A 25,426-nucleotide genomic window follows, 5' to 3' on the forward strand; every position below is an offset into this window, starting at 1 on the left:
TGGCTGCATGAACGGACTGCATGCACTGCTGCTGGCGGCCCTGCTCGGCTCCGCCGTTTCCGCGCCCGCCGCGGAGCCGCCACGGGTGATGCTCCCGGTGGCCTATCACGCCGACCTGGAGGTCGCCGACTACTACGTCAGCGAGAAGCTGGACGGCGTCCGGGCACGCTGGGACGGGCGCCGGCTGCTGACGCGTGGCGGCATGGTGGTGGAAGCTCCCTACTGGTTCACCTCCGAGTGGCCCAACGTACCGATGGACGGCGAACTGTGGGCCGGGCGCGGCCGGTTCGAGGAAACCAGCGGCACGGTGCGCGCCGGCCGCAGCGCCGGCGATGCCGCCTGGCGCCGGATCCGGTTCATGGTCTTCGACCTGCCGCGCGATCCGGCACCGTTCGGCCAGCGCGTGCGGCACATGCGCGCCCTGGTGCCGGCGGTCGGAATTCCCTGGCTCCAGGCCGTGGAGCAGTTCCGCGTTCCCGACATCGCTACCCTCGATGACCGGCTCGATGCGGTGGTCGCCGCCGGTGGCGAGGGCCTGGTGCTGCACCACGTGGACGCGCTTTACCACGCCGGCCGCAGCACCAGCCTGCTCAAGTACAAGCTCTACCAGGATGCCGAGGCGCGGGTAGTCGCGCACACCGTGGGCCGTGGCAAGTACGCCGGCATGCTCGGCGCGCTGGTGGTCGAACGCCCCGACGGACTGCGCTTCCGCATCGGCACCGGCTTCAGCGACGCGCAGCGCGCGGATCCGCCGCCGGTCGGCAGCACCATCACCTATCGCTACAACGGGACCAGCAGTTCCGGCATTCCACGCTTCGCCCGCTTCCTGCACGTGCGGTACCTGGTGCCACCCGCGGACCCGGCGCACTGAGCGCCGGGCCGGGACGAATCACAGCCGGACCAGCTCCACGCGGCGGTTCTGCGCGCGCCCTTCTTCCGTGCCGTTGTCGGCGACCGGCTTGTCCTGGCCGAAGCCGCGCGACTGCAAGCGCGCCGGATCGACGCCGAGCCCGACCAGCGCCCCGAGCACCGCGCGTGCGCGCGCCGTGGACAACTGCAGGTTGTGTTCCGCGCCGCCGGTGTTGTCGGTGTGGCCTTCGATGGACAGGCGCAGGGCGGGGTCGTCCTCGAGCAGCTTCGCGACCTCGGCGATCACCGGCTGCGCGTCCGCGCGCAGCGTGGCCTTGTCGGTGTCGAAGTTGACGTGCAGCGCCACGCGACCGTCCCTGTCCAGCGCCTGCTTCATCTGCGCCGCGTCGAGGAAGCCGAGCGACTGTTCCATCGCCTTGCGCTCCAGCACCACGACGTAGCCATGCAGCGGGATCGCGCCGGTGCTGACCTCGATCCAGTACTCCCTGCCGGGCGCGGTGAGCAGGTAGCTCTCGTGCCGGTAGTCGGGGATCGCCACCGCGCCGAACAGGTGCTGCTCGAGCGCCTGGCGCCCGCCGGCCTTGGCCACCACCTCGCGGGTGTACTGGCTGGTGCTGATGCGCTTGCCGCCGAGTGCCTCGATCGCGTTCTGGTAGTTGCGGTGGAACTCGGTCGCCGAATACTTGCGGCCGCTGCCGGCGAGGTTGAACTTGTCGCGGAAGATCCGCCCCTCGACCAGCACCGGCGTGTCGCCCTGCATGAAGTAGTGGGCCTCGTAGGGGATCTCGCGCTCGCCCTCGCGATACGCGGACTGCAGCCCCTCGGGGGTGTCGAAGAACGGGAATGGCGGCAGCTCGGCCGCGAGCGCCGGGGACAGCCCGACGAGGAACAGTAAGACGAGGAACGGGGCAAGCGCTCCGGCGTGGAGCAGGCCCGGACGAAACAGGCGGGTGCGCAACATGGAAACCTCCGTGATCCATGGGACTCCCCGACCCAACGCGGAGCGGGGCGCGGTCGTGCCAGCGGAACTGTACCGCAGCCGAATGAACGGTTCCGGCGGCGTACCAGCCCGGTTCATCCGGGCCTGCCTAGGATCGGGCCGAGTCCGCAAGACCGGACGTAGCTAGAAGAAGAAGGAGGCACACGATGAAACGCCTGTTGCTGACCACCGCCATCGCCGGCCTGATGCTGTCGGCCTCGCCGGCCTTCGCAGCGCCCTCCCCGGACCGCGACTGGCGCGGCGACCGCCATGGCTGGCAGGACCGCGGCCACCACGACCGCGGCAAGCACCACAAGCACGGCAAGCACAAGCACTGGAAGCGCAACGGCCACGACAACGGCCGCCACCTGGGCTGGTACAAGCAGCAGTGGCGCCGCGGCGACCGTCTCCCGGTCGTTTACCTGGAGCCGCGCTACTACGTGACCGACTACCGCGCCTATCGCCTGAGCGCGCCGCCGCGCGGCTACCGCTGGGTGCGTCCGTACCGCGACAGCGACGAGTTCCTGCTGGTGCAGGTCGCCACCGGCATCATCTCGCAGGTGCTCGGCTACTGATCCACGCCTAGGCCGGATCCGCGTCCCGGAGCAAAGGCAGCCGCACCACGAACTCCGAGCCCTTGCCCGGGACGCCGGCGCTGAACGCGCCCACGTCGCCACCGTGCAGCACCACCAGCTGCTGCACCAGGCTCAGCCCGAGCCCGAGCCCCGTCCCCAGGTGCTCGGGCTGCTCCTCCCCCTGCACGAACAGGTTGAAGATGTCCGCGAGCCGCGCCGGCGGGATGCCGGGGCCGTTGTCCTTCACCGACACCTCCGCGTTCTCGTCGACCACGCGAAGCGAGGCGCTGATCGACCCGCCTTCCGGAGTGAACTTCACCGCGTTGTTGAGCAGGTTGCTGAACACCTGCACCAGGCGCGCATGGTCGCCGCGCACCGGCACCTCGCCGCCCCCGGTTTCCACCGTCAGCAGTTGCGAGCGGGCCAGCGCCAGCGGTTCCGCCATCTCCACCGCCTCGTGCAGGCTGTTCGCCAGGTCCACTTCGGACATTTCCAGGCGCACCTTGCCGCTGGTGATGCGACCGACGTCGAGCAGGTCGTTGACCAGCCGCGTCATCTGCGCGAGCTGGCGCGCGATGATGTCGCGGCAGCGGCGCAGGTTCTCGGATTCGATCTTCTCGAGCTGCATCACCGACACCGCATTCGCGATCGGCGCCAGCGGGTTGCGCAGTTCGTGCCCGAGCATCGCCAGGAAGGTGGTCATTCGCCGGCCCTCGTCCTCCAGCGCCTTGACCCGGCGCACCTCGGTGAGGTCGCGCGTGACCTTGGCGAAACCGATGTGCTGGCCATCCTCGTCGCGCAGCGCGGTGATCACCACGCTGGCCCAGAAACGGCTGCCGTCGCGGCGCAGGCGCCAGCCTTCGTCGCGCATGCGACCCTCGCGCAGCGCGATCTCGAGCTCCTGTTCGGGCCAGCCGCTGTCACGCACTTCCTGCGGATAGAACAGCGAGAAGTGCTTGCCGACGATCTCCCTGGCCTTGTACCCCTTGATCTGCTCGGCGCCGGCGTTCCAGCTCGCGACCCGGCCCCGGGTGTCGAGCAGGAAGATCGCGTAGTCGCGCACGGTCTCCACCAGCAAGCGGAAATGCCGCTCGTCCAGCTTCGAGTCGATGTCGCGCGCAACCCAGCGCGAATGCTCGCCCTGTGGCTCGCCGGTAGTGCGACCTGCGTGCATGCCCCCTCCTGTCTGCAGTCATTGAAGCACGCGGGGCGTGGCACTGTCCTTCACGCCCGGTGCGGCACCCTTGCGAAGGATGCCTGAATGGTCCACCAGCAGCGACTGGCCTCGGCACCTGGCCACGATCGGCGTGCTCCTGGTGCTTGCCTGGCTTGCCCTGCGCGCGATCCGCGCGCTGGAGCGTCGGGTGCTGCGCGAGTATCCGGTGGACGTCGCCGACAACCTTCTGGCACGCCGGATCCAGACCCAGGCGCGGGTGATCAGCCGGGTCGCGCAGGGCGCGGTGATCCTGGTCGCACTGGCGCTGGCGTTGATGACCTTCCCGGCGGTGCGCGAGCTCGGTACCACGCTGCTCGCCTCGGCCGGGCTGGTGGGGCTGGTTGCGGGCATCGCCGCCAGGCCGGTGTTCGGCAACCTGATCGCCGGCCTGCAGATCGCGCTGGCGCAGCCAATCCGGCTCGACGACGTGGTGATCGTGGCCGGCGAATGGGGCCGGGTGGAGGAGATCAACAGCACCAACGTGGTGGTCCGCATCTGGGACGAGCGCCGGCTGGTGGTGCCGCTGCAGTGGTTCATCGAAAACCCGTTCGAGAACTGGACCCGCACCACCTCGCAGCTGCTCGGCACTGCGTTCCTGTGGCTGGACTACCGCACGCCCATGGCCGATGTGCGCGAGGCGCTGGAGCGCATCTGCGAGACCGACCCGCGCTGGGATGGCCGGGTCTGCGTCGCCCAGGTCACCGAAACCGCCGAAACCACGATTCAGGTGCGGCTGCTGGTGAGCGCGCGCAACTCCGGCGAGCTGTTCGACCTGCGCTGTGCCGTCCGCGAACGCATGATCGAATACCTGGCCTGCGCGCACCCGGATGCGCTGCCGCGGCTGCGGGTGGACATGGCGCGCGCCGCCGGTGGCCAGGGCGAGGACCACCGGGAAACCCTGCGCACGCTCCAGGACGAAGCGGGCAAGGTCGCCGGCCAGACCGCCTCGCCGGGCGCGGAGGACGTCAACGAAGCCGACGCGGCGGCGCCGGCTCCCGGCGAACCAGCCTCCACGTCGTGATCACGCCAGCGACCGCGGGGTCAGCACCGATTCAGCGCCGCCAGCGGTGTTTCACGGAGATTCCAAGCCGGGCGCCATAGCCTGCGCACATGGACGCCATTGACGCCCCTCGAGCCTGCCCCCGCTGCCTGCTTCCCGGCGCGCTGGCGTTGCTCGCCGTCCTCTCGCCGGCGTGCCTTGCGCAGCAGGCGCAGCCGGCGCCGGAGCGCAGCGACGCGACCGCGTCGGTGACGGAGGCGACGCCGGAGATCTCCGATGACGGACAGCCGCGCAGCGCGTTCGGACGGGTGATGTCGCTCATGATCGCGGCGCTGAAGGAGAATGCGGACCGCCCGGAACCTGCCGCGGGCGCGGCCGGCGGGGACGCCTCCCTGCCGCTCGAACCGGCCGCCGCCACGCAGGAAATCCAGGTCAGCGCCGCGTTCCGCCTCGATCCGCCTGCGTCGCGAAGCAAGCCGCGCACGCCGGCGAGCGAGCCGCTGGCCGGGGCGCCCGAAGGCGATTGACCGAACGTTCGACCGCGCGTTTCGCGCAACGCTAACAAGGCGCCCACCACCATGATCATGAACACGATCAGGGAACGGTCATGGCGAACGAGACTCCGGGCAGGCGCGCCCACCCCTGGATCACCCTGCTCGGAGTGATCATCTCGTTGGCGGGGCTCACCCTCGCCATCGGCGGCGGCGTGCTGCTGGCCGCAGGGGGCTCCTGGTACTACCTCCCCGCCGGCCTTGGCCTGCTGGTGTCGGGCGTGCTGCTGGCGCGCGGTCGCGCGGCCGGGGCGTGGTGGTACTGGGGGGTGCTTGCCGGCACTTTCCTGTGGACGGCCTGGGAGAGCGGGCTCGACTACTGGCGCTGGGTGCCGCGGGTCGGCCTGTTCGTCGCGCTGGGCATCCTGGTGGCACTGGCGCAGTGGCGGCTGCCCGGGCGCTTCACCCGTGGCGCGTCGCGGGGGCTAGCCGTCGCCCTGGTCGGGATGTTCGTGCTCGCCTTCGCGCTGGCCTTCGTGCCCTACGGCGTCACCCCGGCCAAGGGGCCGCTGCCACAGGCGTCGTCCACGCCCGGTACGCCGAGCTCGATCACGCCCCAGGCCGACGGCGACTGGCTGGCCTACGGGCGCGGCTACGACGCATTGCGCTACACGCCGCTCGCGCAGATCGACCGCAGCAACGTGCACCGGCTCGAGCGCGCCTGGGTGTTCCATACCGGCGACCTGCCCGACACCCGTTGGGGCGCGGAGACCACGCCGCTCAAGGTCGGCGACACGCTCTACCTGTGCAGCGCGCGCAACATCCTGTTCGCGCTCGACGCCCGGACCGGCGAGCAGAAGTGGAAGCACGATCCGCAAGTGCAGGACGAGTACATCCCGTACACCGCAGCCTGCCGAGGCGTCGCCTACTACACGGTCGCGGCCACCGGCGCCGATGCCACCTGCGCCACGCGCATCGTCGAGGGCACGCTCGACGGCCGCCTGGTGGTGGTGGACGCCCGCACCGGCCTCCCCTGCGCGGGCTTCGGCGACAACGGCCAGGTCTCGATCACCGAAGGCATGGGCCCGGTGTATCCGGGCATGGTCTCGATCACCTCGCCGCCGGTGGTGGTGCGCGGCGTGATCGTCACCGGCCACCAGGTGCTGGACGGGCAGAAGCTCGACGCGCCCTCCGGCGTGATCCAGGGGTTCGACGCGGAGACCGGCGAGCTGCGCTGGGCCTGGGACATGACCCACCCCGACTGGACCGGCGCGCCGCCGGACGGCGAGGTGTTCACCCGCGGCACGCCGAACATGTGGACCATCGCCAGCGCCGACGAGCAGCTCGGCCTGGTGTACCTGCCGATGGGCAACTCGGCGGTCGACTACCTCAGCGCCACGCGCAGCGCGGAGGAGAACCGCTACGCCACCTCGCTGGTCGCGCTCGACGTGGCCACGGGCAAGCCGCGCTGGCACTTCCAGACCGTGCACATGGACGTGTGGGACTACGACCTCGGCGGACAGGGCTCGCTGGTGGACTTCCCGACCGCCGGCGGCCGCGTGCCCGCGATCGTGCTGCCGAGCAAGCAGGGCGACATCTACGTGCTCGACCGGCGCACCGGCGAACCGCTGGTCGGGGTCGAGGAGCGCCCGGCGCCGCAGGGTGGCGTCGAGCCGGCGCAGCGCACCGCGACCCAGCCGCATTCGACCTACCACACGCTGCGCAAGCGCGACCTGACCGAGCGCGACATGTGGGGCCTGACCCCGATTGACCAGATGATCTGCCGGATCCAGTTCGCCAACGCCAGCTACGACGGCTTCTACACCCCGCCGGTCACCGGCGGCCACTCGGTGCAGTACCCCGGCTACAACGGCGGCACCGACTGGGGCGGCATCGCGATCGATCCGCGCCGGGGGATCATCGTCGCCAACTACAACGACATGCCCAACTACGTCACCCTGGTGCCGCGTGCGAAGGCGGACGAGATGGGCTGGGCGCCCCGCAGCGAGGCGCGCGGCGACATGGGCGGTGCCGAGGGCGCGGGCGACCCGCAGGCCGGCGCCCCGTACGCGGTGGACGTCAACGCCGGCTGGCGCATGGAGGTCACCGGCCTGCTGTGCAAGCAGCCGCCCTACGGCGGCATCCGCGCCATGGAACTGGCCACCGGGCGCACCTTGTGGGATCGCCCGTTCGGCACCGCGCGCAGGAACGGTCCGTTCGGCATCCCCTCGATGCTGCCGATCGAGATCGGCACGCCAAACAACGGCGGCGCCGTGATCACCGCCAGCGGCCTGGTGTTCATCGCCGCCGCCACCGACGACCTGATCCGCGCGATCGACATCGACACGGGCGAGACCGTGTGGAGCGACGCGCTGCCGGCCGGCGGACAGGCCACGCCGATGGTGTACGCCATCGACGGCCGCGAATACCTGGTGATCATGGCCGGTGGCCACCACTTCATGGAGACGCCGCGCGGCGATGCGCTGATCGCCTACGCGTTGCCACGGCGCGACCAGTAACCGCGCGGCCGCGGCTCAGCGCGCGGCCGCCTCGCGCGCGAAGCAGTGGTATCCGGCGGGGTGGTCCCAGTCCTGCGCCGCGGGCGACGGGTAGCGGTTGCCCTCGCCGGTCTCCGCGGTGTCGGTCTCGAACGTCGCGCAGAGGCGGTAGTCGCGGCCTTCGCCCGGGAGGTACTCGTAGGTCGTGCCGCTGCCTGGATCCGCGGTCGGCACCGTACTTCCCGGTTGCTTCGCGACCGCCGCCAGGTCGGCCGGCAACGCGTCGTGCACCCGGTACCAGGCATCCACCGCATGACCGATCCGCTGCAGGTCCTGTACCCGGCGCTGGTCCAGCGTCACCGCGCGCTCGACCGAGGGCGAGCGCATCACCAGGAAGGCTGCCACCAGCGCCGCCGCGACCACCACCGCGGCCACGATCGCCAGCTCGCGCCCGAAGCGCTCGCGCAGGTAGAACCAGAACACGCCTCCGGCCAGCGCGGCGACGATCAGCACCTTCAGCAGGAAGCGCAGCGTGAGCTCGCCGCCGAGCACGTTGTAGACCAGCGTGATCAGGTCGCCGACCAGCACGCCGGCGGCCAGGAACAGGGTCATGTAGGTGAGCCAGCGCCGCACCACCGACAACCGCTGCACCGGGCTGTCGGCCATCTCCCGCGACAGCAGCCGCGAGACGTACAGGAACAGCGGGAAGGCGATCAGGATCGAGGCCACCGCCCAGCGCATCGAGCGGCCCTGCCACTGCCGCGTCCACGGCGGGTCGGCCGGGTCGGGCAGCCAGTGGTTGACCAGGTCGAACAGCAGGCTGCCGAGCTGGATCGCCCACACGTACAGGCTGGCGAACATCACCAGGTACAGGAAGGCCTCGCGCGCCGACAGGTAGGGGCGCGGGCGCGGCACCGGCACCGGGAACGGCACCTCGGCGTACGCCGCCAGCGCCTCGCGCACCTGCTCCGCCGGCCAGCCGGCGGCGACCAGCGCCGCCTCGATCGCGGGCCGCGACTGCCCCTGCACCAGGGCCTCGCGGACGAAACGTTCCAGGTCCTCGGTCGCTGCCGACATGCCGTCTCCTCGCGGTTATTGCGACGCGCGCGTGAACTCGATGCGCATGGTCCGGGTCTCGGCGCCGTCGCGGGTCTCGAACATCTCCATCACGTGATGGTCGTTGTCCACGATCCGCACCGTCTCACGGATCGGCACCAGGGCGCCAGCGTTGAGCGGATCGGGCATCTCGCCGCGGAAGGTATAGGTCGCGGTGGCCGGATCGTAGTCGCCGTAGCTCAGCATCACCGCCGTGGACATGTTGTCCTTCCAGGTGGACACGTATTGCCCGCGCACGTTGTCGTAGCCGGTGCTGCCGATGCCCTCGAACGGGCCGCCCATGAAGCTGCCGCGGAACTCCATGCGCACGTGGCGGCCGCCGAGCTCGGTCGCGCTGGTGGCGCGCCCGGTTTCCACCAGTGGCGGCGTCACCGGGTCCATCCACACCGTCATCTTCGTGTCCCAGCTGCCGGCGAAGTGCTCGGCGAGCTGCGCGTGCTGCGGGCCGGGCGTCGCCGCGGCTTCCCACGCCGCCATCATCGCCTCGTCCTGCGCCGGCGCCGCCAGCGGGAACAGCAACAGGCAGGCCAGCGCGGCCTGCAGCATGCAAACCTTGTTCATGACGTCACCTTCGATGGGGCCGGGGGCCGGCGGTGGCGCGATCCTACGGCCACTCCCCCGGGGGCTGTCATGCCGCGCCGCGGCAAGCGGCCGCCGGCCTCAGTCGGCCTGCATCCGCCAGAAGCCGACCCCGGCCAGGGCAAGCGCCATCAGGCCGATCCCGGCCCACTCGGCCGGCGACGGCGCCTCGCCCAGCAGCGCCCAGGCGAACAGCACGCCCATGATCGGCACCACCAGGCTGGACAGCCCCGCGGCGGTGGTCGGCAGGCGGTCGACGATCGTGGACCACAGCAGCCAGGCCAGCCCGGAGGCGAGCACGCCGTTGTAGAGCACCGCCGCCACGAAGCCCGGCGTCCACTGCACCGCCGGCTCGTCCACCAGCAGCGCCACCAGCACCAGCCCGATCGTGCCGACCAGCATCTGCCAGGCGCTCAGCGAGAGCACGCGCGCCTCGCCCTGCATGAACAACCGTTTGCTCAGCACGGTGCCGATCGCCCAGCACAGGCCGCCGCCGATGGCCAGCAGCGCGCTCGGCAGCGAACCCAGCCCCTGCCACGGCTCCAGCATCAGCAACATCCCGGCGAACGCGATGCCCGAAGCGATCGAATGCACCCGCGACGGGCGCACGCGCAGCACCACCCAGGCCACGCCCACCACCCAGAACGGCATGGTGTAGGCCAGCATCGCGGTCTTGCCGGCGCCGCCGTCCACCAATGCCCACTGCACCAGCGCCTGGAAGCCGAGCGTCTGCGCCGCGCCGATCAGCAGCACCGGCAGCCACGGCGGCGGCCGCAGCGGCTCGCGCCGCCACAGCAGGATCGCGAACAGCACCACGGTGCCGATGCCGGCGCGCCAGGCGGCGAATTCGAACGGTCCGCTCCACTGCAGGACCTGCTTCATCACCACCCAGTTGTAGCTCCAGATGACGCTGAGCAGGGCCAGCATCGCGAGCGCACTGCGTCTGGCGTCGCTCATCCGGCCGCCGGGTCGCGCAGCCAGGCCAAGGCCTCTTCCTCGCTGCGGAAGGTGCGCGAGGTCAGCCCCGCCTCGTTGGCGTAGGCCTCGCAGTAGTTGATCTGGTCGAGGTCGAAGGCCTTGGCGTGCGCGATCCGGATGCCCTCGAGCCCGCGGCCGGCCATCTTCTCCACCAGCAGCTTCCACTCCGAGGCCGAGAGGTCCTCGCCGGTGAGTTCGTCCACCACCAGCAGGCCACGCGGCCGCCTGTCCGCGACCCGCGCGAGGATGGCTTCCCAGTAGCCGATGGTCTGGTCGAGGTCGCGCAGCCCGCGGACCCGGACGCGCAGCAGGCCGTCGCCGGGTTCGTCGAAAGCGATGTCCAGGTCCTTCATTGGCGGTGCGGCAGCTTCCAGTCCGGGCGCGGGAAGTGGCAGGTATAACCCTCGGGGAACTTCTGCAGGTAGTCCTGGTGCTCGGGCTCGGCCTCCCAGAAGTCGCCGGCCGGCTGCACTTCGGTCACGACCTTGCCCGGCCACAGGCCGGAGGCGTCGACGTCGGCGATGGTGTCCTCGGCCACCCGCTTCTGCTCGGGCGTGGTGTAGAAGATCGCCGAGCGGTACGACATGCCGATGTCGTTGCCCTGGCGGTTCACCGTCGACGGATCGTGGATCTGGAAGAAGAACTCCAGCAGCTCGCGGAAGGACAGCTTGCCGGGATCGAACACGACCTCGAGCGTCTCCGCGTGGGTGCCGTGGTTGCGATAGGTGGCGTTGGGCACGTCGCCGCCGGAGTAGCCGACGCGCGTGGACACCACGCCCGGCATCGCCCGCACCAGTTCCTGCATGCCCCAGAAGCAGCCACCCGCCAGCAGCGCGCGTTCGGTCGTCACCCTTGTTCCTCCACCTGGTCGAGCCATGCGCCGTAGCCCTCCTCCTCCATCCGTTCGCGGGGGATGAAGCGCAGCGACGCCGAATTGATGCAGTATCGCAGGCCGCCGCGTTCAGGGGGACCATCCGGGAACACGTGGCCCAGGTGGCTGTCGCCGTGGGTCGAGCGGACCTCGGTGCGGATCATGCCGTGGCTGGTGTCGCGCAACTCGCGCACGTGGGCCGGCTCCAGCGGCCGGGTGAAGCTGGGCCAGCCGCAATGCGCGTCGAACTTGTCGGACGAGGCGAACAGCGGCTCGCCCGAGACGATGTCCACGTAGATTCCCGGACGGTGCTCATGCAAATACTCGCCGGTGCCGGGACGCTCGGTCCCGGCCTCCTGGGTCACCCGGTACTGCTCCGGCGTCAGCCGCGCGATCGCTTCCGGGTCCTTGCGCCAGGAAGTCATTCCGGCACCACCCGCCAGATCGTGTTGGACAGGTCGTCGGCGACGATCAGCGCGCCGCGCGGGTCCACGGTGACGCCCACCGGGCGGCCGCGGGTCTTGCCGTCCTCGCCGCGGAAGCCGGACACGAAGTCGATCGGATCGCCGGCCGGGCGGCCGTTGCGGAACGGCACGAACACCACCTTGTAGCCCACCGGCGGCGCGCGGTTCCAGCTGCCGTGCTCGCCGATGAAGGCACCCTCGGCGAAGCGGCCGCCCATCGCGCCGTCCGAGAAGTCCAGGCCGAGCGCGGCCACGTGCGAGCCGAGCGCGTAGTCGGGCGCGATCGCCGAGGCGACCTTCTCCGGATCCTGCGGCCGCACCCGCTCGTCCACGTTCTGGCCCCAGTAGCTGTACGGCCAGCCGTAGAACGCGCCCTCGCGCACCGAGGTCAGGTAGTCGGGCACCAGGTTTGGGCCGATCTCGTCGCGCTCGTTGACCACTGCCCAGAGCTGCCCGGTGCCGGGCTGGATCGCGAGCGCGGTCGGGTTGCGCAGGCCGGTGGCGTAGGTGCGGTGCATGCCGGTGGCCGGGTCGATCTCCCACACCACCGCGCGGTTGGCCTCGACGGTCATGCCGCGCTCGGAGGCGTTGCTGTTGGAGCCGATGCCGACGTACAGGCGGCTGCCGTCCGCGCTCGCCGCGAGCGCCTTGGTCCAGTGGTGGTTGATCTCCGAGGGCAGGTCGGTGACCTTCACCGGCGCGCCCGCGGCCTGGGTCTGGCCGACGCTGTAGTCGAAGCGCACCAGCGCGTCCTGGTTGGCCACGTACAGCGCGTTGCCGACCAGCGCCAGCCCATACGGCGCGTTGAGGTTCTCGGCGAACACCGTCTTCAGCTCGTAGGTGCCGTCGCCGTCGGCGTCGCGCAGCAGGGTCAGGCGGTTGCCGCTCTGCACCTTGGTGTTGCCCTGCGCCTTGATGATGCCGGCGATCACGTCCTTGGGCTTGAGCTTGGGCGCGTTGCCGCCGCGGCCCTCGGCCACCAGGATGTCGCCGTTGGGCAGCACCAGGGTCTGCCGCGGGATCAGCAGGTCGGTCGCGATCGCGGTGATGGTGTAGCCCTCCGGCACGGTCGGGCGCCGGTCGCCCCACTCCGCCGGCTCGGCGATGGTCATGTTGGGCAGGAAGCCGCGGCTCGGTTCCGGCAGTTCCGGATTCGGCCCGTACTGGTCGAGTTCCGGCGCGTCGCCGCCGGAGCAACCGGCGAGCAGGCCCGCCGCCACGGCCAGGGCAAGGATGTTCGTGCGCTTCATGGCGTCCCTCCCATGCGCAGGCCGGAGAAAGCGATCCACTTGGCGGCGCAGGCGAGCGCCGTCGCCACCAGGGTCAGCCACAGCCCTGCGGGCATGGTCGCCCAGGCGTCGCGGGCGTGGTGGAAGGCGCTGACCAGGCCGACGATCCAGGCCGCCAGCACCAGCACGAAGTACAGGGTCGTGCTGCCGCGCCGCGGTGTGCGGCCGAACAGCGCGAACAGCGCCGCGAGCACCGCCAGCGCACCGACCACCAGTCCGCCGGCGAGCAGCCAGGAGGCGAAGTTGTTCCACTGGATCTCGTAGGTCCTGTAGTACGCGATGTCGCTCAGCAGCGCCCCCAGGAACAGCGGGATGGTGGCGGCGAGGAAGATCGCGTTGATCGGATGCAGCGTGCGCACCGGCACGCGGTCGTACGGGACTGCCATGGTGTGCTCCTGGACAGTGGACCGGAAAGGGTCCCGCCGAACATAGCACCGGCGGCCGGCAGGGGGCGTGGACGCCCCGCGCACCCTCTGGCGGCGGCTTTGGACATGCGCCAAGATGCGCCCGGACGCCGGCACGGAGCCGGGGCCACCACCAGGGGAATCCAGATGATGCGAGCGAAGTTGCGCGGTTTCGCGACGGCCGTGTTCGGCCTGCTGTGCCTGTTCGGGTCCGCGGCCGTCGCCGCGCAGTCGGGGGCCAGCGGCACCTACATGGTCGAGGGCGGCAGCTACATGATCACGGTCGAGCAGTCCGGCGACAGCCTGGTGGTGGTCGAGCCGAACAAGCGGTCGGAGTATGCGCTCCAGGCCGACGGCAGCTACCACTTCTACAACCCGAACACCGACGCCACCTACGGCATCCGCGTCATCGACGCCAACACCATCGAGGCGTTCAAGCCGTACGTGGACGGCGCGCCGACGCGGCTGGTGCGGATGGGTGGCGCGGCGACGCCGGTCGAGCTCGATGCCGGCACCACCGACCACTACGAGGCACTGGCCGAACAGTACTCGGCGATGATCGAGAGCGATCCGGACAACGTCCAGTCGTGGGCGGCCTGCGCCGCGGTCGCGCTCAAGCGCAGCATGTCCAACCCGCCGGAGGCCGACGCCTACGCCGCGCAGATGGCGGCGATGCTGCAGGCGATGGACGCCGCCGGCTCGCCGTGCCCGGAGGTCATCCCGAACTGGTAGCCGCCGGAACGCCGCTTCATTCCTGTTCGCGGATGAAGCGGCGGACTTCCTGTTCCAGCACCGGCAGCGGCACCGCGCCGAGCGCGAGGATGGTGTCGTGGAAGCGCTTCTGGTCGAAGCGCTCGCCGAGTTCCGCTTCCGCCTCCGCGCGCAGGTCGCGCAGGGTGCGGTAGCCGATGTAGTAGGACAGCGCCTGGCCCGGCCAGGAGATGTAGCGGTCCACCTCGTTCTCGATGTCGAGCCGGGCCAGCGCGGTGTGCCCGGCCAGGTAGTCGATCGCCTGCTCGCGGCTCCAGCCCTTGGAATGCAGCCCGGTGTCGATCACCAGGCGCGCGGCGCGCCACATCTCCATGGTCAGGCGGCCGAAGTCCTCGTACGGGGTCTCGTACACGCCCATCTGCGTGCCGAGCCATTCCGAGTACAGACCCCAGCCCTCGCCGTAGCCGGAGAAGTAGATGTTCTGGCGGAAATCGGGGCGCTCCGGCGCCTCCAGCGCGAGCGCCGCCTGCAGGCTGTGTCCGGGCGCGCACTCGTGCAGCACCAGCGCGGGAATGTTGTACAGCGGCCGCGAGGGCAGGTCCCAGGTGTTGAACCAGCACGCCTCCAGGCCGCCGCGCGCCGAGGTGTAGTTGGGCGCGATGTCGTCGGCCACCGGCAGGATGGTGAAGCGATAGCGCGGCAGCGTGCCGAGCACGTGCTTGAGCTGGCCGTCGATCTTCTTGGCGATCCACGCGGCGTGCGACAGCAGCTCCTGCGGCGTCTTCGCATAGAAGCGCGGATCGCTGCGCAGGAAGGCGATGAACTCCTGCAGGGTGCCGTCGAAGCCGGCCTGCGCCATCACCTCCTGCATCTCGGCGCTGATGCGCGCGACCTCGGCCAGGCCGAGCGCGTGGATCTCCCCGGCGCTCATGTCGCGGGTGACGTACTCGCGGATCTGGCTGCGGTAGAACGCGGCGCCGTCGGGCAGGTCGGCGGCGGACAGGGTGGTGCGGGTGCGCGGGTAGTACTCCCCGCGCAGGTAGGCGAGCAGTTCGCGGTAGGCCGGCACCACCTGTTGCAGCACGACCTCGCGCGCCTCGGCCTGCAACCGCGCGCGCACCGGCGCCGGGATCGTCTCCGGCATGCGCGCAATGGTGTCGAGGAACGGGTTGCCCTCGCCGGCCAGCGTGTACGGCTCGAGCGTGCGGTCGCGGCCCTCGATCGACACCCGCGGCACGCTCCAGCCGCGCGCGAGCCCGGCCTCCATGTTCGCGATGTGCTCGTCGAAGTAGCGCGGCAGGTCGCGCAGGCGGCCGATGAAGCGTTGCCAGTCGGCCTCGCTGCGGTACGGCTGCGACGGGTTGAGGTAGCCCCAGAAGAAGCTGTCGCTGTTGAACGGCGCTTCGTAGGTGCGCCACTCGGCGTTGTTGAGCAACGCCTCGACGTCGGCGCGGAACACCGCGGCGTTGACCTGCTCCTCGTGCGGCAGCGCCTGCACGTCGATCGCATCGAGTTGCGCCAGCACCTGCTTCCAGTAGGCGACGCGGCGTTCCCAGGCCGCGGGCGTGACCGAAGGGAAGTGGTCGGACGGCTTCCATTCGCCATCCACCTGCTGGTAGGCGAACTCCGCCTGCCGCCACGCCCACTCGCCGGTGTACAGGGCCTGCAGCTTCGCCACCGCCGGATTGGCGGCCTCCGACGGCGCGTCCTGCGGCGCGGCGATGGCGGCAGGCACGCTGGTAGCGAGGGACAGGGCGAGCACGCAGGCAGCGCGGGCGAAGCGGGAGCGGGCGGTCTGTCGCATGTGGTCCTCCGGGCGATCGGGCGCAGGATAGCGCGGCGATGCGGCGTTCCCGCCGCCTGATCGGGGCTTCGTCGGCGTTTCCGGGCTTTCGTCGCAAACCGCTTCGGGCGGCCGCGCGCCCGCCCTATGCTTCTTCGCAACCACCCGCCACGCCAGCCGAGGCCCGCCGTGTTCCGAAGCATCCTGTTCCTCGCCCGCCTGTTCATCGCCTGGGGCGCGCTGTTGTTCGTCGCCGCGGCCTTGTGGTCCTCGCTGCCGCTGATCGGCTGGATGGAGTGGCCGATCGTGCTCGCCTGCATGGTCACCGCCGCGCTGGTGGTCGCCGGCGGGTTCTCGCACATCCGCCGGGTGCGGTTGATCGCCGGCCGGGTGAACGGCGAGACCCTCGCCAACCGCCACAAGCGCCAGATCGAGATCCCGCTGGAGGCGGGCGAGGCCTTCGACCTGCTCGACGCGGCGATCCGCGAACTGCCTGGCGTCGCCGACGTGGTCAGCGCGCGCGACAGCCTGCAGGTGCGCGCCAAGGTCGTGCGCACCGATCCCTACGGCAAGCAACCGTTCGGACGCTGGAACCCGCTGAACTGGTTCGGCACGCCACGCAACCAGATCCTGGCCACGGTCACTCCCGGCCACGACAGCGGCAGCGTGACCCTGATCTGCGAACCCGAGAGCGCCGCGTGGAGCGACTGGTTCCGCGTGGACGACGGCACCAACTACGAGAACCTCGAGGCGATCACCCGTGCCATTTCGCGCCGGGTCGCCGAGCACCGTCGCCACGAGAAGGCCGCCGCCGCGCAGACCGCGGTCGAGAAGGAACTCACCGTGGCCAGGCTGAGCCTGCTGCACGCGCAGGTCGAACCGCACTTCCTCTACAACACCCTGGCCAGCGCGCAACTGCTGACGCGCAGCGACCCGCGCCGCGCCGACGAGATGCTCGGGCACCTGATCCAGTACCTGCGCCATTCGCTGCCGCGCGGCGAGGAAGCGCCCTCCACGCTCGGTGACGAGCTCGAGCGCGCGATCGCCTACCTCGAGATCCTCAAGATCCGTATGGGCCCGCGCCTGCAGGTGCAGATCGACGTGCCCGAATCGCTGCGCGCCACGCCGCTGCCGCCGATGATGCTGCAGACCCTGGTCGAGAACGCGATCAAGCACGGCCTCGAGCCGCGCACCAGCGGCGGCACCGTCTGGATCCGCGCGCGCCGCGACGGCGACAGCGTCGCCGTCACCGTGGCCGACGACGGCAACGGCCTCGGCAGCAGCGCCACGTCCGGCAGCGGCATCGGCCTGAAGAACGTGCGCGAGCGCCTGCAGCTGCGCCATGGCGAGCGCGCCGGGCTGGCGGTGGTGGCGAACTTCCCCGCCGGCGTCGCGGCCACGATCACCGTGCCGGCGCTGCCGGCGACGACCGCCACGGCCGAGGTCCGCTGACATGAACAACGACCGCACCTGGACCGCGATCGTCGCCGAGGACGAAGCGCTGCTGCGCGACGCGCTGGTCGAAGGCCTGGGCGTGGCCTGGCCGGAACTGGAGATCCTTGCCGAATGCGAGGACGGCGCAGGCGCGCTGGAGGCGCTGGCCGAGCACCAGCCCGACATCGCCTTCCTCGACATCCGCATGCCCGGCCTCACCGGCCTGGAAGTCGCCGCCTCGCTGGCCGACACCAGCCCACGCACCCAGGTGGTGTTCATCACCGCCTACGACCAGTACGCGATCGAGGCCTTCGAACAGGGCGCGATCGACTACCTGCTCAAGCCGATCACCCCCGAGCGCCTGGCCGCGACCGTGGACCGGCTGCAGATGCGCGCCAGCGGCGACGCCGAGGCGCTCGCCGCACTGGTGGCGAAGCTCGAGGACGCGCTCGCGGGGAAGGCGACGGACGCCCGGCCGCCGCTGACCTGGCTCACCGCCAGCGCCGGCCGCGAGACGCGACTGATCCTGGTGGACGACGTCGCCTACTTCCGCGCCGCCGACAAGTACACGACGGTGGTCACCGCCGAGGGCGAGGCGCTGCTGCGCACGCCGATCCGCGAACTGCTGACCCTGCTCGATCCGGCAGTGTTCAAGCAGGTCCACCGCTCCACCATCGTCAACCTGCACGCGGTCGCCGCGGTCACCCGCGACGACGCCGGCCGCGGCACCCTGCGGCTGAAGACCCGCCCGGAAACGCTCGTGGTCAGCCAGCCGTACATGGCCCTGTTCCGCAACATGTGAGTGGAACTCAACGACGCTTGCGTGCTGCCCGTGTTTCGGTGGCCTTGTACGACGCTCGTGGTTCCCGCACAAGCGAAAAGCGGTACCCGAGCGCATCCACAACCTTCAACACGGTGCTGAAACTCGGGTTCCCGTCCTCGGACAGTGCCTTGTAGAGACCTTCGCGGGTCAGTCCGGTGTCGCGCGCCAACTGGCTCATGCTTCGGGATCGCGCCACGACCCCAAGCGCGTGCGCGATGAAACCGGCATCGCCACCGGCTTCCTCCATGCAGGCATCCAGGTATGCCGCACGGTCCTCCTCGGTGGCGAGGTGCCGTGCGGAATCCCATCGAGTCGTCTTGAGTGCCATGTCACTCCTCCAGCAGCCGCTTCATTCCAGCGGCCAGCGCGATGTCCCGACGCTGGGTCCGCTTGTCGCCGCCGCACAGCAGGACCACGACTGCCCCATCCGAATGGGTGTAGTAGATCCGGTAACCGGGGCCGTGGTCGATTTTCATCTCGTGAAGTCCGCCGGGAAGGGCGCGATACTGTCCCGGATTGCCCCACGCCAAGCGATCGATGCGGACCTGGATGCGAACCCGTGCCTGCCGGTCGCGAAGCCGGCCAAACCACCTGTCGAAAGCCTCGGTCGTCCTGACCTCGATCACGCAAGGACTGTAATCCGTGGTTCACACCATGTCAACTACAGGATACAGCGCACCGACTGCACCGGCGCGCTCCGATCGCTACCGCTTCGAAGGCTTCACACTCGACACCGCCGAGCGCCGGCTGCTGCGCGGCGACGCGCCGGTGGAGCTCGGCGGGCGCTACTTCGATGCGCTGGCGCTGCTGGTCGCCGACGCCGGCCGGCTGGTATCGAAGGACCGCTTCCTGGAGGAAGTGTGGAACGGCATCCCGGTCACCGAGGAGGCGCTGACGCAGTGCATCCGCACGCTGCGGCGGGAGCTGGGCGACAGCGCGACGAATCCGCGCTTCATCGAGACGGTGCCGAAGCATGGGTACCGGTTCATCGCGCCGGTCGTGGCCGGCAGCGCCGTAGACGCGCCCGCGCCCGCGCCTGATGCGATCCGCGCCGCGCCGGCGCAGGGCTGGGGCTGGCAGCAGTCGCTGCTGCTCGCCGCGGCCGGCACCACCGGTGCCGGCATCGCCGGCCTGCTCGGCGGCTTGGCCTACGGTTTCGCCGGTGCCTCGCAGCCGCTGGCCCCGGGCATGGGCGCGGTCTCGATGCTGCTGGTGATGGTGTGCCTGACGATCGTCGCCGCGGTCGCCGGCGGCGCCGGCGTCAGTGCCGGCATCGCGGCATCGGCGCTGCTGCCCGGGCCGCGCTGGCGCTGGAGCATCGCCGGCGGCGCGCTCGGCGGCATGCTGGTTGGCGTCGTGGTCAAGCTGCTCGGCCTCGATGCCTTCAACCTGCTGCTCGGGCGCTCGCCGGGCGACATCACCGGCGGCGCGGAAGGCCTGCTGCTGGGCGCCTCGGTCGGCTTCGGCCTGTGGTTCGGGGCGCGCGGTGGACGCGAGCCGTGGCGCCGGCGCAGCATCGTCGCGGCGGCCATCGCCGGTGCGATCGCCGGTGTCGCCGTACCGCTGTCCGGCGGTCGCCTCATGGGCGGCAGCCTCGACCTGCTCGCCGGCAGCTTCGAAGGCTCGCGCCTGCGCCTGGACCGCATCGGCGCGCTGTTCGGCGAACCCGGTTTCGGGCCGGTGAGCCAGGCAGCCACCGGCGCGATGGAAGGCGCGCTGTTCGGCGCCTGCATCGTCGGGGCGATGGTCGCGCTGGCGCCACTGGTCGCGGGTCGTGCTAGCTTGCCTGCCGAGTGATCGATTCCACGACGACACCACGACCGACCCTCCGCCGCGCCGTCGGGCGCTGGCAGCTCTACGGCCTCTCGATCAACGACGTCATCGGCAGCGGCATCTACCTGCTGCCCGCTGCCGCCGCTGCGTTGCTGGGGCCGGCGAGCCTGTGGGGCATCCTGCTCGCGGGACTCGCGGTGAGCCTGCTGGTGCTGTGCTACGCGCAGGCGGCCAGCTACTTCGACCAGCCCGGCGGCAGCTACCTGTACGCGCGCGAAGCCTTCGGCCCGTTCGTCGGCCTCGAGGTCGGCTGGATGCAGGTGCTGACCCGCATCGCCAGCGCCGCCGCGCTGGCCAACGGCCTGGCCGAGGCGGTGACCCACTTCTGGCCCGGCGCGGCCAGCGGCGGCGCGCGGATCGCGATCGTCACCGGCTCGCTGGCCTTCCTCGTCGCGATCAACATCATCGGCGTACGCGCGGCCGCCCGCACCGGCGTGTTCCTGGCGATCGCCAAGGTGGTGCCGCTGCTGATGTTCATCGCCATCGGCGCGGCGTTCGCCGACCTGTCGCAGGCGGCGGTGCTGGCGAACGACATCCCGTTGCGCGACCTGGGCGAGGCGGCCTTGCTGCTGCTGTTCGCCTACGCCGGCTTCGAGAACCTGCCGGCTGCGGCCGGCGAGTACCGCAACCCCCGACGCGACGTGCCGTTCGCGATGCTGTCCATGATCGCGACCGTCACCGCGATCTATGTGGCGGTGCAGTGGGTGGCGCTGGGCACGCTGCCGGGGCTGGCGGAATCGCAGACGCCGATCGCCGATGCGGCCGCGCGGTTCGGCGACGACTGGCTGGTGTGGGTGATCACGGTCGGCGCCGCGGTGTCGATCCTCGGCACTAACAGCAACACCATCATGCTCGGACCGCGCTACCTGCTGGCGGTGGCCGACGATGGCTTCGGGCCGAAGTTCCTGACCCGGATCCATCCGCGCTTCCGCACGCCGGTACCGGCGATCCTGGTGATCGGCGTGCTGTCGCTGCTGCTCGCGCTGAGCGGTTCGTTCGTGCAGCTCGCGATGCTGTCGGTGGTGGCGCGGCTGGTGACCTACATCAGCACCGCCCTGGCGGTGATCGTGCTGCAGCGGCGTCATGGCGACCGCGAACAGGCGCTGCGCCTGCCCGGCGGCTTGCTCATCCCGGTCGCGGCGACGCTGGTCGCGGTCGGCCTGCTGGCGAGCGCAAGCGTGGAGAACCTGGCGGCCGGCGCGCTGGCACTGGTCGCGGGGGCGCTGATCTACCGGTTCTGGCGCAGGGATCCGGACTGACGGCATGAAAAAGGGCCGCCGCTCGCGCGGCAGCCCTGGTCCCCTGTTCCACGACTTGCGTGTTCCGCCAGGCGCGGATCAGGAATTCAGCGTCGGCGACCCCACCTGGATGCGACGCGGGGTCGACTCCGGGCGCTTCGGGATCACGATCCGCAGCACGCCGTTGCTGCCGGTGGCGGTGATGCCGTCCGGATCGGCGCTGTCGGGGAGCGCGAAGCGGCGATGGAAGCTGCCGTACATGCGCTCGATGCGCGAGTAGCGCTCGGTCTCCGACCTGGACTCGGACCGGCGTTCACCCTTGATGGTGAGCATGCCCTTGTCCATCTGGACTTCGATGTCCTGCGGGTCCACGCCGGGGATGTCCGCGTCGAGCACGAACTGGTCGGCTTCCTCGCGGATGTCCACGCGCGGCATCCACTGGCTGGTCACCACCGAGGACTCGTCGGCGAGGTCCCGGAACAAGCCATTCGAAAGCAGGCCATCGGGGAGCAGGCTGCCTCCGAAGACGCGGTCGATCAGCGCACGCATCGGGTCCTGGTCGGTGGGCGACGAATAACGGGTCAACTTGTTCATTGTCGTTCCTCCTTTCAGGCAGGCGGGGGCGTCCCCGCCCATGCCCCGGAAATGGCGTCCGGGACGCAGGTTTCAAGGCGGCGGGCGAAACCGCCGTTTGGCCACGGTTAGACTTGCGCGATGCCCGGCCCGCGCATCGCGATCCTCACCCCCGCCAAGGGCGTCTACGAGGCCACCTGGCCGGTGGTGCTGTCCCGGCTCGAGTCCGCGCTCTCCGCCACCGGCGTGGAGGTGGTGCCGACGCCATGGACCGACCACGTCGCGGACGCCGCCGGCCTCGCCGGCTTCGACCTGGTGCTGCCGCTGCTGACCTGGGGCTACCACCTCGACCATGCGCGCTGGCTGCGCGCCTGCAGCACCTGGCAGGCCGCCGGCATCGCGATGGCCAACCCCGCCGACGTGCTGGCCTGGAACTCGGACAAGCGCTACCTGCAGCGCCTCGCGGACCAGGGGGTGGCGATCCCGCCGACCACCTGGAGCGAGGCCGTCACCGCCGACCAGGTAGAGGCGCTGTTCGACGCCACCGGCGCCGGGCAGGTGATCGTGAAGCCGGTGGTGTCCGGCGGCGCATGGAAGACGCAGCGCCTGCGCCGCGGCGATCCGCTCGCCGATCTTCCCGAGGCGGCCGCGATGCTGCAGCCCTACCTGCCCACGATCGAGCGCGAGGGCGAGACCTCCCTGCTCTATTTCGGCGGCCGTCTCAGCCACGCCGTCAACAAGCGCCCGGCCGCCGGCGACTTCCGCATCCAGCTCGACTTCGGCGGCAGCTACCACGCGGTGCCCGAACCGCCGGCGGGTGCCGTTGCCCTGGCCGAGCGGACCCTCGCCGCGATCGGCGAGCCGCTGCTCTACGCGCGCATCGACATGCTCCCCGACGCCGACGGCCGCTGGCTGCTGATGGAGGCCGAACTGATCGAGCCGGACTTCTTCCTCGGCCAGGACCCCGCCGCGGGCGCGGGGTTCGCCGCAGCCCTGCGCGCACGGCTCGGCCAGGGGGCGGGGACCGCCTCCTAGGCCGCTTCCTCGCGCGCCGCCTTGCGGAACAGGCCGGCCGAGAGCAGCCACGGCAGCACGAAGAACAGCGAGACCATCGCGCCGCGCAGGTCCGGGCCCGCGACCAGGCACCACAGCGACAGCGCCACGTTGGCGGCCGCGGTCGCGTACAGCGCCCGCGCCATGCCCGCCGGCCGGAACCAGCCGACCAGCGCGCCGGCCATGCCGACCAGCAGCACCAGGAAGAAGCCGAGGTTGGCCCAGTGCCCGCCGTCGCCGATGATCCCGACTGCCAGGTTGGCCCAGACCAGCAGGAACCCGGCCACCACCGCCACCCCGACGCCGGCCCGGTAGAAGCGGTTCGGCGACATCCGCGACACGATCTCGTAGCAGCCGAGCGCGAACAGCAGCATCGCGCCGAAGACCACGAAGTCGAACACGTCCCAGTCCACCTCGCGGGTGAACTGCATCGCCACCAGCGGCGTGAGCCAGAGCGCCGCCGCCAGCCCCCAGGCCACCATCCGCACCTTGTTGCCGCGCCGCGCCATCGTTCCTTCCGTCATTGCCGGATCCTCAAGTAAGTGGAGGCGCCAGCGTCCCCGGAGCGGCGATGAGGCGCATGAGCAACGCCTGAGGAATCGCTGAAACCCGTCTCCCGGACCTGCCCGCTCAGGCCAGCGCGGTATCCAGCACCATCATCAGCACGAAGCCGAGCATCAGCCCGGCGGTGGCGAAGTTCTCGTGGCCCTGGCGGTGCGACTCCGGGATGATCTCGTGGCTGACCACGAACAGCATCGCGCCGGCGGCGAAGCCCAGGCCGCAGGGCAACAGCCACGGCGAGGCCGCGATCACCACGCTGGCGCCCAGCGCCGCGCCCACCGGCTCGATCAATCCCGAGGCGACCCCGATCAGGATCGCGTGGCGCCGGCCGTAACCGGCCGCGAGCAGGGCCAGCGCCACCACCAGCCCTTCCGGAATGTCCTGGATCGCGATGCCGGTCGCCAGCACCAGCCCCTGCTGCGCGTCGGCCGCGTAGGCCACGCCGATCGCCAGGCCCTCGGGCAGGTTGTGCAGGTAGATCGCGAACACGAACAGCCAGGTGCGCGCGATGCGCCGGCGGTCGCCGCCCTCCGGGCCCTTGATGAAATGCTCGTGCGGCAGCGCGCGCTCCAGCCACATCACCGCCGCGCCGCCGACCAGCAGCGAGATGCCCACCAGCAGGCCGCTGGTCCAGGCGCCGGCGCCGAGCCGCTCCGCGGTGCCCAGCGCCGGCAGCAACAGCGAGAAGGCGACCGCGGCGAGCATGATGCCGGCGCCGAAGCCGAGCATCGCGTCCTGCAACCGTCGCCCCAGCGAGCGCGCGAACAATGCCGGCAAGGTACCGAGCATGGTGGCCGCGGCCGCGATGCAGCCGGCCAGGAATGCCGCCAGGACGATGCCGTCGTTGACCATCACCGGATCATGCACCCGCAAACGGTTCGAAAGCGATAATTGAACGACCGTCAATTGACGGTTTCATGCAGGCCAGTTCCGGGTCCGCGCAATTATCGTTTGATTGTTGCCTCGACAAATCGCGGCTGTAGTATCGCGCCTAGATCGTCCTCGCAGAGATGGAGTTTTGCGATGACCGAGATCCAGTCGAAGAGTGCTCTCCTCTACAGGGAAGTCAGGCGCGCACTCCGTTCGGGACGCTACGTTCCCGGGGAGCGGATCGACCCTGCCACGCTCGCGGAAGCGTTCCATGCGAGCCCCACGCCGGTCCGCTTCGCGCTGTACCGCCTGGTCGGCGAAGGCCTGATCACGGACCACGGCCGCAGCGGGCTGTACGTGCCGCTGCCGACGGAACTGGCATTGCGCGACCTCTACGACTGGATGCGGCGACTGCTGCTGATGGCCTGCGACATCCGCGGGGAAGCCGGCCACGCCGGCGCCGTGGATCCGCAACCCGATGTCGATGGCGACGACATCGCGAGCCTGACCTGGCAGCTGTTCGACGCGATCGCGCGCGCGGCCGACCAGCGTTCGTTGTACCTGGCGGCGAAACAAGCGAACGACAGGCTCGCGCCGATCCGGCAAGTCGGCCAGGGCTTCTTCGACGACGCCCGCGAGGAAATCGCGATGCTCACGGAGCATTGGGCGCGCCAGGACATGGACTCGCTCAGGTCGGGGCTGGACGCCTACCACGAGCGTCGGCGGCAGCTCGTGCCGGAGATCGTGGCGATGCTGGGAGACGCCAGCGGATTGCCGCATTGATGCGGTGGGAAAGAATTAGCGGAATACGATGCAGAAATGATTTGAAAATCAGGATTCCGCGCTCCTAGCCTCGGCTTGCCATGACTTTCATGGCGCTATCGCAGGAGAAGAAGATGGACATCAACGAGAACACCGCGCGCAGGTCGCAGTCGGACGACATCGCACTCGGGACGGCCAGCACCGAGACCCGCGGCATCCCCGTCGGCACCACCGAACCGTTGGGCCGGGACGATGTGCTCGGCATTGCCAGCGAAGAAACGCGCGGCATTCCCGGCAAGCTCGACGAACCACTCGGCCACTGGGCGATCGGCATCGCCAGCGAGGAAACGCAGGGCTTCCCGGTCGGCGCAGACGAGCCGCTGGGGATGAACTTCCAGACCGGCATCTCGGCCGAGTGAGCACGGAAGGGGCGCACCGGCAAGGTGCGTCCCTTT

The 25,426-nt window shown here is 70.5% G+C and carries 26 protein-coding genes and 3 pseudogenes; 13 read left to right on the forward strand and 16 right to left on the reverse strand.

What is annotated here, in order from left to right:
- The first annotated feature begins 7 nt into the window (after window positions 1-7).
- Window positions 8-871, forward strand: a complete 864-nt coding sequence (locus E4F25_RS06910; protein ID WP_140909439.1) for a DNA ligase — start codon at window positions 8-10, stop codon at window positions 869-871.
- A gap of 18 nt (window positions 872-889) precedes the next feature.
- On the opposite strand, the gene E4F25_RS06915 is transcribed toward E4F25_RS06910, so the two are convergent.
- Window positions 890-1,831, reverse strand: coding sequence for an OmpA family protein (locus E4F25_RS06915; RefSeq protein WP_181168230.1), 942 nt, complete (start codon window positions 1,829-1,831; stop codon window positions 890-892).
- A gap of 185 nt (window positions 1,832-2,016) precedes the next feature.
- On the opposite strand from E4F25_RS06915, the gene E4F25_RS06920 reads away from it, so the two are divergent.
- Entirely contained in the window at window positions 2,017-2,424 is a 408-nt protein-coding gene (locus E4F25_RS06920; RefSeq protein WP_140909441.1) for an RcnB family protein, read from the forward strand.
- Between the two features lie 7 nt (window positions 2,425-2,431).
- Here the strand turns inward: E4F25_RS06920 and E4F25_RS06925 are convergent.
- Window positions 2,432-3,517, reverse strand: a pseudogene (locus tag E4F25_RS06925) (PAS domain-containing sensor histidine kinase); the annotation flags it as partial.
- 193 nt (window positions 3,518-3,710) lie between these two features.
- Between E4F25_RS06925 and E4F25_RS06930 the strand changes: the two are divergent.
- From E4F25_RS06930 to E4F25_RS06940, 3 genes and pseudogenes are all read left to right on the forward strand, one after another.
- Window positions 3,711-4,661 (forward strand): annotated as a pseudogene (locus tag E4F25_RS06930) (mechanosensitive ion channel family protein); the annotation flags it as partial.
- An 89-nt stretch (window positions 4,662-4,750) separates the two neighbouring features.
- Window positions 4,751-5,167 carry a hypothetical protein gene (locus tag E4F25_RS06935; protein ID WP_140909444.1) on the forward strand — a complete coding sequence of 139 codons (417 nt, stop codon included), beginning with the start codon at window positions 4,751-4,753 and terminating at the stop codon, window positions 5,165-5,167.
- A gap of 80 nt (window positions 5,168-5,247) precedes the next feature.
- A complete protein-coding gene (locus tag E4F25_RS06940) occupies window positions 5,248-7,650 on the forward strand; it encodes a membrane-bound PQQ-dependent dehydrogenase, glucose/quinate/shikimate family (RefSeq protein WP_140909445.1) in 2,403 nt (800 codons plus the stop codon).
- A gap of 15 nt (window positions 7,651-7,665) precedes the next feature.
- On the opposite strand, the gene E4F25_RS11470 is transcribed toward E4F25_RS06940, so the two are convergent.
- The 8 genes from E4F25_RS11470 to E4F25_RS06980 all read right to left on the reverse strand — a co-directional run bounded on the left by E4F25_RS11470 (window position 7,666) and on the right by E4F25_RS06980 (window position 13,312).
- Entirely contained in the window at window positions 7,666-8,706 is a 1,041-nt protein-coding gene (locus E4F25_RS11470; RefSeq protein ID WP_181168231.1) for a DUF5671 domain-containing protein, read from the reverse strand.
- A gap of 15 nt (window positions 8,707-8,721) precedes the next feature.
- Complete coding sequence (locus E4F25_RS06950) at window positions 8,722-9,306, reverse strand: DUF1579 domain-containing protein (protein ID WP_140909446.1); 585 nt, start codon at window positions 9,304-9,306, stop codon at window positions 8,722-8,724.
- Between the two features lie 99 nt (window positions 9,307-9,405).
- Window positions 9,406-10,281: a DMT family transporter gene (locus tag E4F25_RS06955; RefSeq protein WP_140909447.1), complete on the reverse strand. Its 876-nt coding sequence runs from the start codon at window positions 10,279-10,281 to the stop codon at window positions 9,406-9,408.
- Window positions 10,278-10,655, reverse strand: coding sequence for a hypothetical protein (locus E4F25_RS06960; RefSeq protein ID WP_140909448.1), 378 nt, complete (start codon window positions 10,653-10,655; stop codon window positions 10,278-10,280). Before E4F25_RS06960 ends, E4F25_RS06955 begins: the two co-directional genes overlap by 4 nt.
- Window positions 10,652-11,152, reverse strand: a complete 501-nt coding sequence (gene msrA, locus E4F25_RS06965; RefSeq protein ID WP_342776928.1) for a peptide-methionine (S)-S-oxide reductase MsrA — start codon at window positions 11,150-11,152, stop codon at window positions 10,652-10,654. Before msrA ends, E4F25_RS06960 begins: the two co-directional genes overlap by 4 nt.
- Window positions 11,149-11,598 (reverse strand): peptide-methionine (R)-S-oxide reductase MsrB, encoded by a 450-nt coding sequence (gene msrB, locus E4F25_RS06970; RefSeq protein WP_140909450.1) that lies wholly within the window; start codon window positions 11,596-11,598, stop codon window positions 11,149-11,151. The genes msrA and msrB overlap by 4 nt, the downstream gene beginning before the upstream one ends.
- On the reverse strand, window positions 11,595-12,887 hold the full coding sequence (locus tag E4F25_RS06975) for a PQQ-dependent sugar dehydrogenase (RefSeq protein ID WP_140909451.1): 1,293 nt from the start codon (window positions 12,885-12,887) through the stop codon (window positions 11,595-11,597). Before E4F25_RS06975 ends, msrB begins: the two co-directional genes overlap by 4 nt.
- Window positions 12,884-13,312, reverse strand: coding sequence for a DUF2231 domain-containing protein (locus tag E4F25_RS06980; protein ID WP_140909452.1), 429 nt, complete (start codon window positions 13,310-13,312; stop codon window positions 12,884-12,886). The genes E4F25_RS06975 and E4F25_RS06980 overlap by 4 nt, the downstream gene beginning before the upstream one ends.
- A 165-nt stretch (window positions 13,313-13,477) precedes the next feature.
- Here E4F25_RS06980 and E4F25_RS06985 point away from each other — a divergent pair, with 165 nt between their 5' ends.
- Window positions 13,478-14,062, forward strand: coding sequence for a hypothetical protein (locus tag E4F25_RS06985; protein WP_140909453.1), 585 nt, complete (start codon window positions 13,478-13,480; stop codon window positions 14,060-14,062).
- 16 nt (window positions 14,063-14,078) lie between these two features.
- Here E4F25_RS06985 and E4F25_RS06990 read toward each other — a convergent pair whose 3' ends face one another.
- Window positions 14,079-15,845, reverse strand: a complete 1,767-nt coding sequence (locus tag E4F25_RS06990; RefSeq protein ID WP_140909454.1) for a DUF885 domain-containing protein — start codon at window positions 15,843-15,845, stop codon at window positions 14,079-14,081.
- A gap of 168 nt (window positions 15,846-16,013) precedes the next feature.
- On the opposite strand from E4F25_RS06990, the gene E4F25_RS06995 reads away from it, so the two are divergent.
- Both E4F25_RS06995 and E4F25_RS07000 read left to right on the forward strand, forming a co-directional pair.
- Entirely contained in the window at window positions 16,014-17,276 is a 1,263-nt protein-coding gene (locus tag E4F25_RS06995) for a sensor histidine kinase (RefSeq protein WP_181168233.1), read from the forward strand.
- 1 nt (window position 17,277) lies between these two features.
- Window positions 17,278-18,060, forward strand: a complete 783-nt coding sequence (locus E4F25_RS07000) for a LytR/AlgR family response regulator transcription factor (RefSeq protein WP_140909456.1) — start codon at window positions 17,278-17,280, stop codon at window positions 18,058-18,060.
- A 7-nt stretch (window positions 18,061-18,067) separates the two neighbouring features.
- On the opposite strand, the gene E4F25_RS07005 is transcribed toward E4F25_RS07000, so the two are convergent.
- Both E4F25_RS07005 and E4F25_RS07010 read right to left on the reverse strand, forming a co-directional pair.
- Window positions 18,068-18,409, reverse strand: coding sequence for an addiction module antidote protein (locus tag E4F25_RS07005; RefSeq protein ID WP_140909457.1), 342 nt, complete (start codon window positions 18,407-18,409; stop codon window positions 18,068-18,070).
- A gap of 1 nt (window position 18,410) precedes the next feature.
- The gene (locus E4F25_RS07010; protein ID WP_140909458.1) at window positions 18,411-18,707 is read right to left on the reverse strand and encodes a type II toxin-antitoxin system RelE/ParE family toxin; all 297 of its coding nucleotides are present in this window, start codon (window positions 18,705-18,707) and stop codon (window positions 18,411-18,413) included.
- A gap of 28 nt (window positions 18,708-18,735) precedes the next feature.
- Here E4F25_RS07010 and E4F25_RS07015 point away from each other — a divergent pair, with 28 nt between their 5' ends.
- Both E4F25_RS07015 and E4F25_RS07020 read left to right on the forward strand, forming a co-directional pair.
- The gene (locus E4F25_RS07015) at window positions 18,736-19,878 is read left to right on the forward strand and encodes a winged helix-turn-helix domain-containing protein (protein WP_140909459.1); all 1,143 of its coding nucleotides are present in this window, start codon (window positions 18,736-18,738) and stop codon (window positions 19,876-19,878) included.
- Window positions 19,878-21,173, forward strand: a complete 1,296-nt coding sequence (locus E4F25_RS07020) for an APC family permease (protein WP_140910366.1) — start codon at window positions 19,878-19,880, stop codon at window positions 21,171-21,173. The genes E4F25_RS07015 and E4F25_RS07020 overlap by 1 nt, the downstream gene beginning before the upstream one ends.
- A 78-nt stretch (window positions 21,174-21,251) precedes the next feature.
- On the opposite strand, the pseudogene E4F25_RS07025 reads toward E4F25_RS07020, so the two are convergent.
- Window positions 21,252-21,617 (reverse strand): annotated as a pseudogene (locus E4F25_RS07025) (Hsp20/alpha crystallin family protein); the annotation flags it as partial.
- Between the two features lie 249 nt (window positions 21,618-21,866).
- On the opposite strand from E4F25_RS07025, the gene E4F25_RS07030 reads away from it, so the two are divergent.
- Window positions 21,867-22,760, forward strand: coding sequence for an ATP-grasp domain-containing protein (locus E4F25_RS07030; protein ID WP_140909460.1), 894 nt, complete (start codon window positions 21,867-21,869; stop codon window positions 22,758-22,760).
- Here E4F25_RS07030 and E4F25_RS07035 read toward each other — a convergent pair.
- Together E4F25_RS07035 and E4F25_RS07040 are read right to left on the reverse strand one after the other, a co-directional pair.
- Window positions 22,757-23,302, reverse strand: coding sequence for a hypothetical protein (locus E4F25_RS07035; RefSeq protein ID WP_220433193.1), 546 nt, complete (start codon window positions 23,300-23,302; stop codon window positions 22,757-22,759). The two genes, E4F25_RS07030 and E4F25_RS07035, sit on opposite strands and share 4 nt — an antisense overlap.
- 106 nt (window positions 23,303-23,408) lie before the next feature.
- Window positions 23,409-24,191, reverse strand: a complete 783-nt coding sequence (locus E4F25_RS07040) for a ZIP family metal transporter (RefSeq protein ID WP_140909461.1) — start codon at window positions 24,189-24,191, stop codon at window positions 23,409-23,411.
- Between the two features lie 171 nt (window positions 24,192-24,362).
- Between E4F25_RS07040 and E4F25_RS07045 the strand changes: the two genes are divergently transcribed.
- Complete coding sequence (locus tag E4F25_RS07045; RefSeq protein ID WP_181168234.1) at window positions 24,363-24,992, forward strand: GntR family transcriptional regulator; 630 nt, start codon at window positions 24,363-24,365, stop codon at window positions 24,990-24,992.
- Window positions 24,993-25,105: 113 nt separating this feature from the next.
- Window positions 25,106-25,390 carry a hypothetical protein gene (locus E4F25_RS07050; RefSeq protein WP_140909462.1) on the forward strand — a complete coding sequence of 95 codons (285 nt, stop codon included), beginning with the start codon at window positions 25,106-25,108 and terminating at the stop codon, window positions 25,388-25,390.
- Window positions 25,391-25,426 lie beyond the last annotated feature (36 nt).

The sequence above is a fragment of the Cognatiluteimonas lumbrici genome (genome assembly GCF_006476065.1).
Taxonomy (GTDB): domain Bacteria; phylum Pseudomonadota; class Gammaproteobacteria; order Xanthomonadales; family Xanthomonadaceae; genus Cognatiluteimonas; species Cognatiluteimonas lumbrici.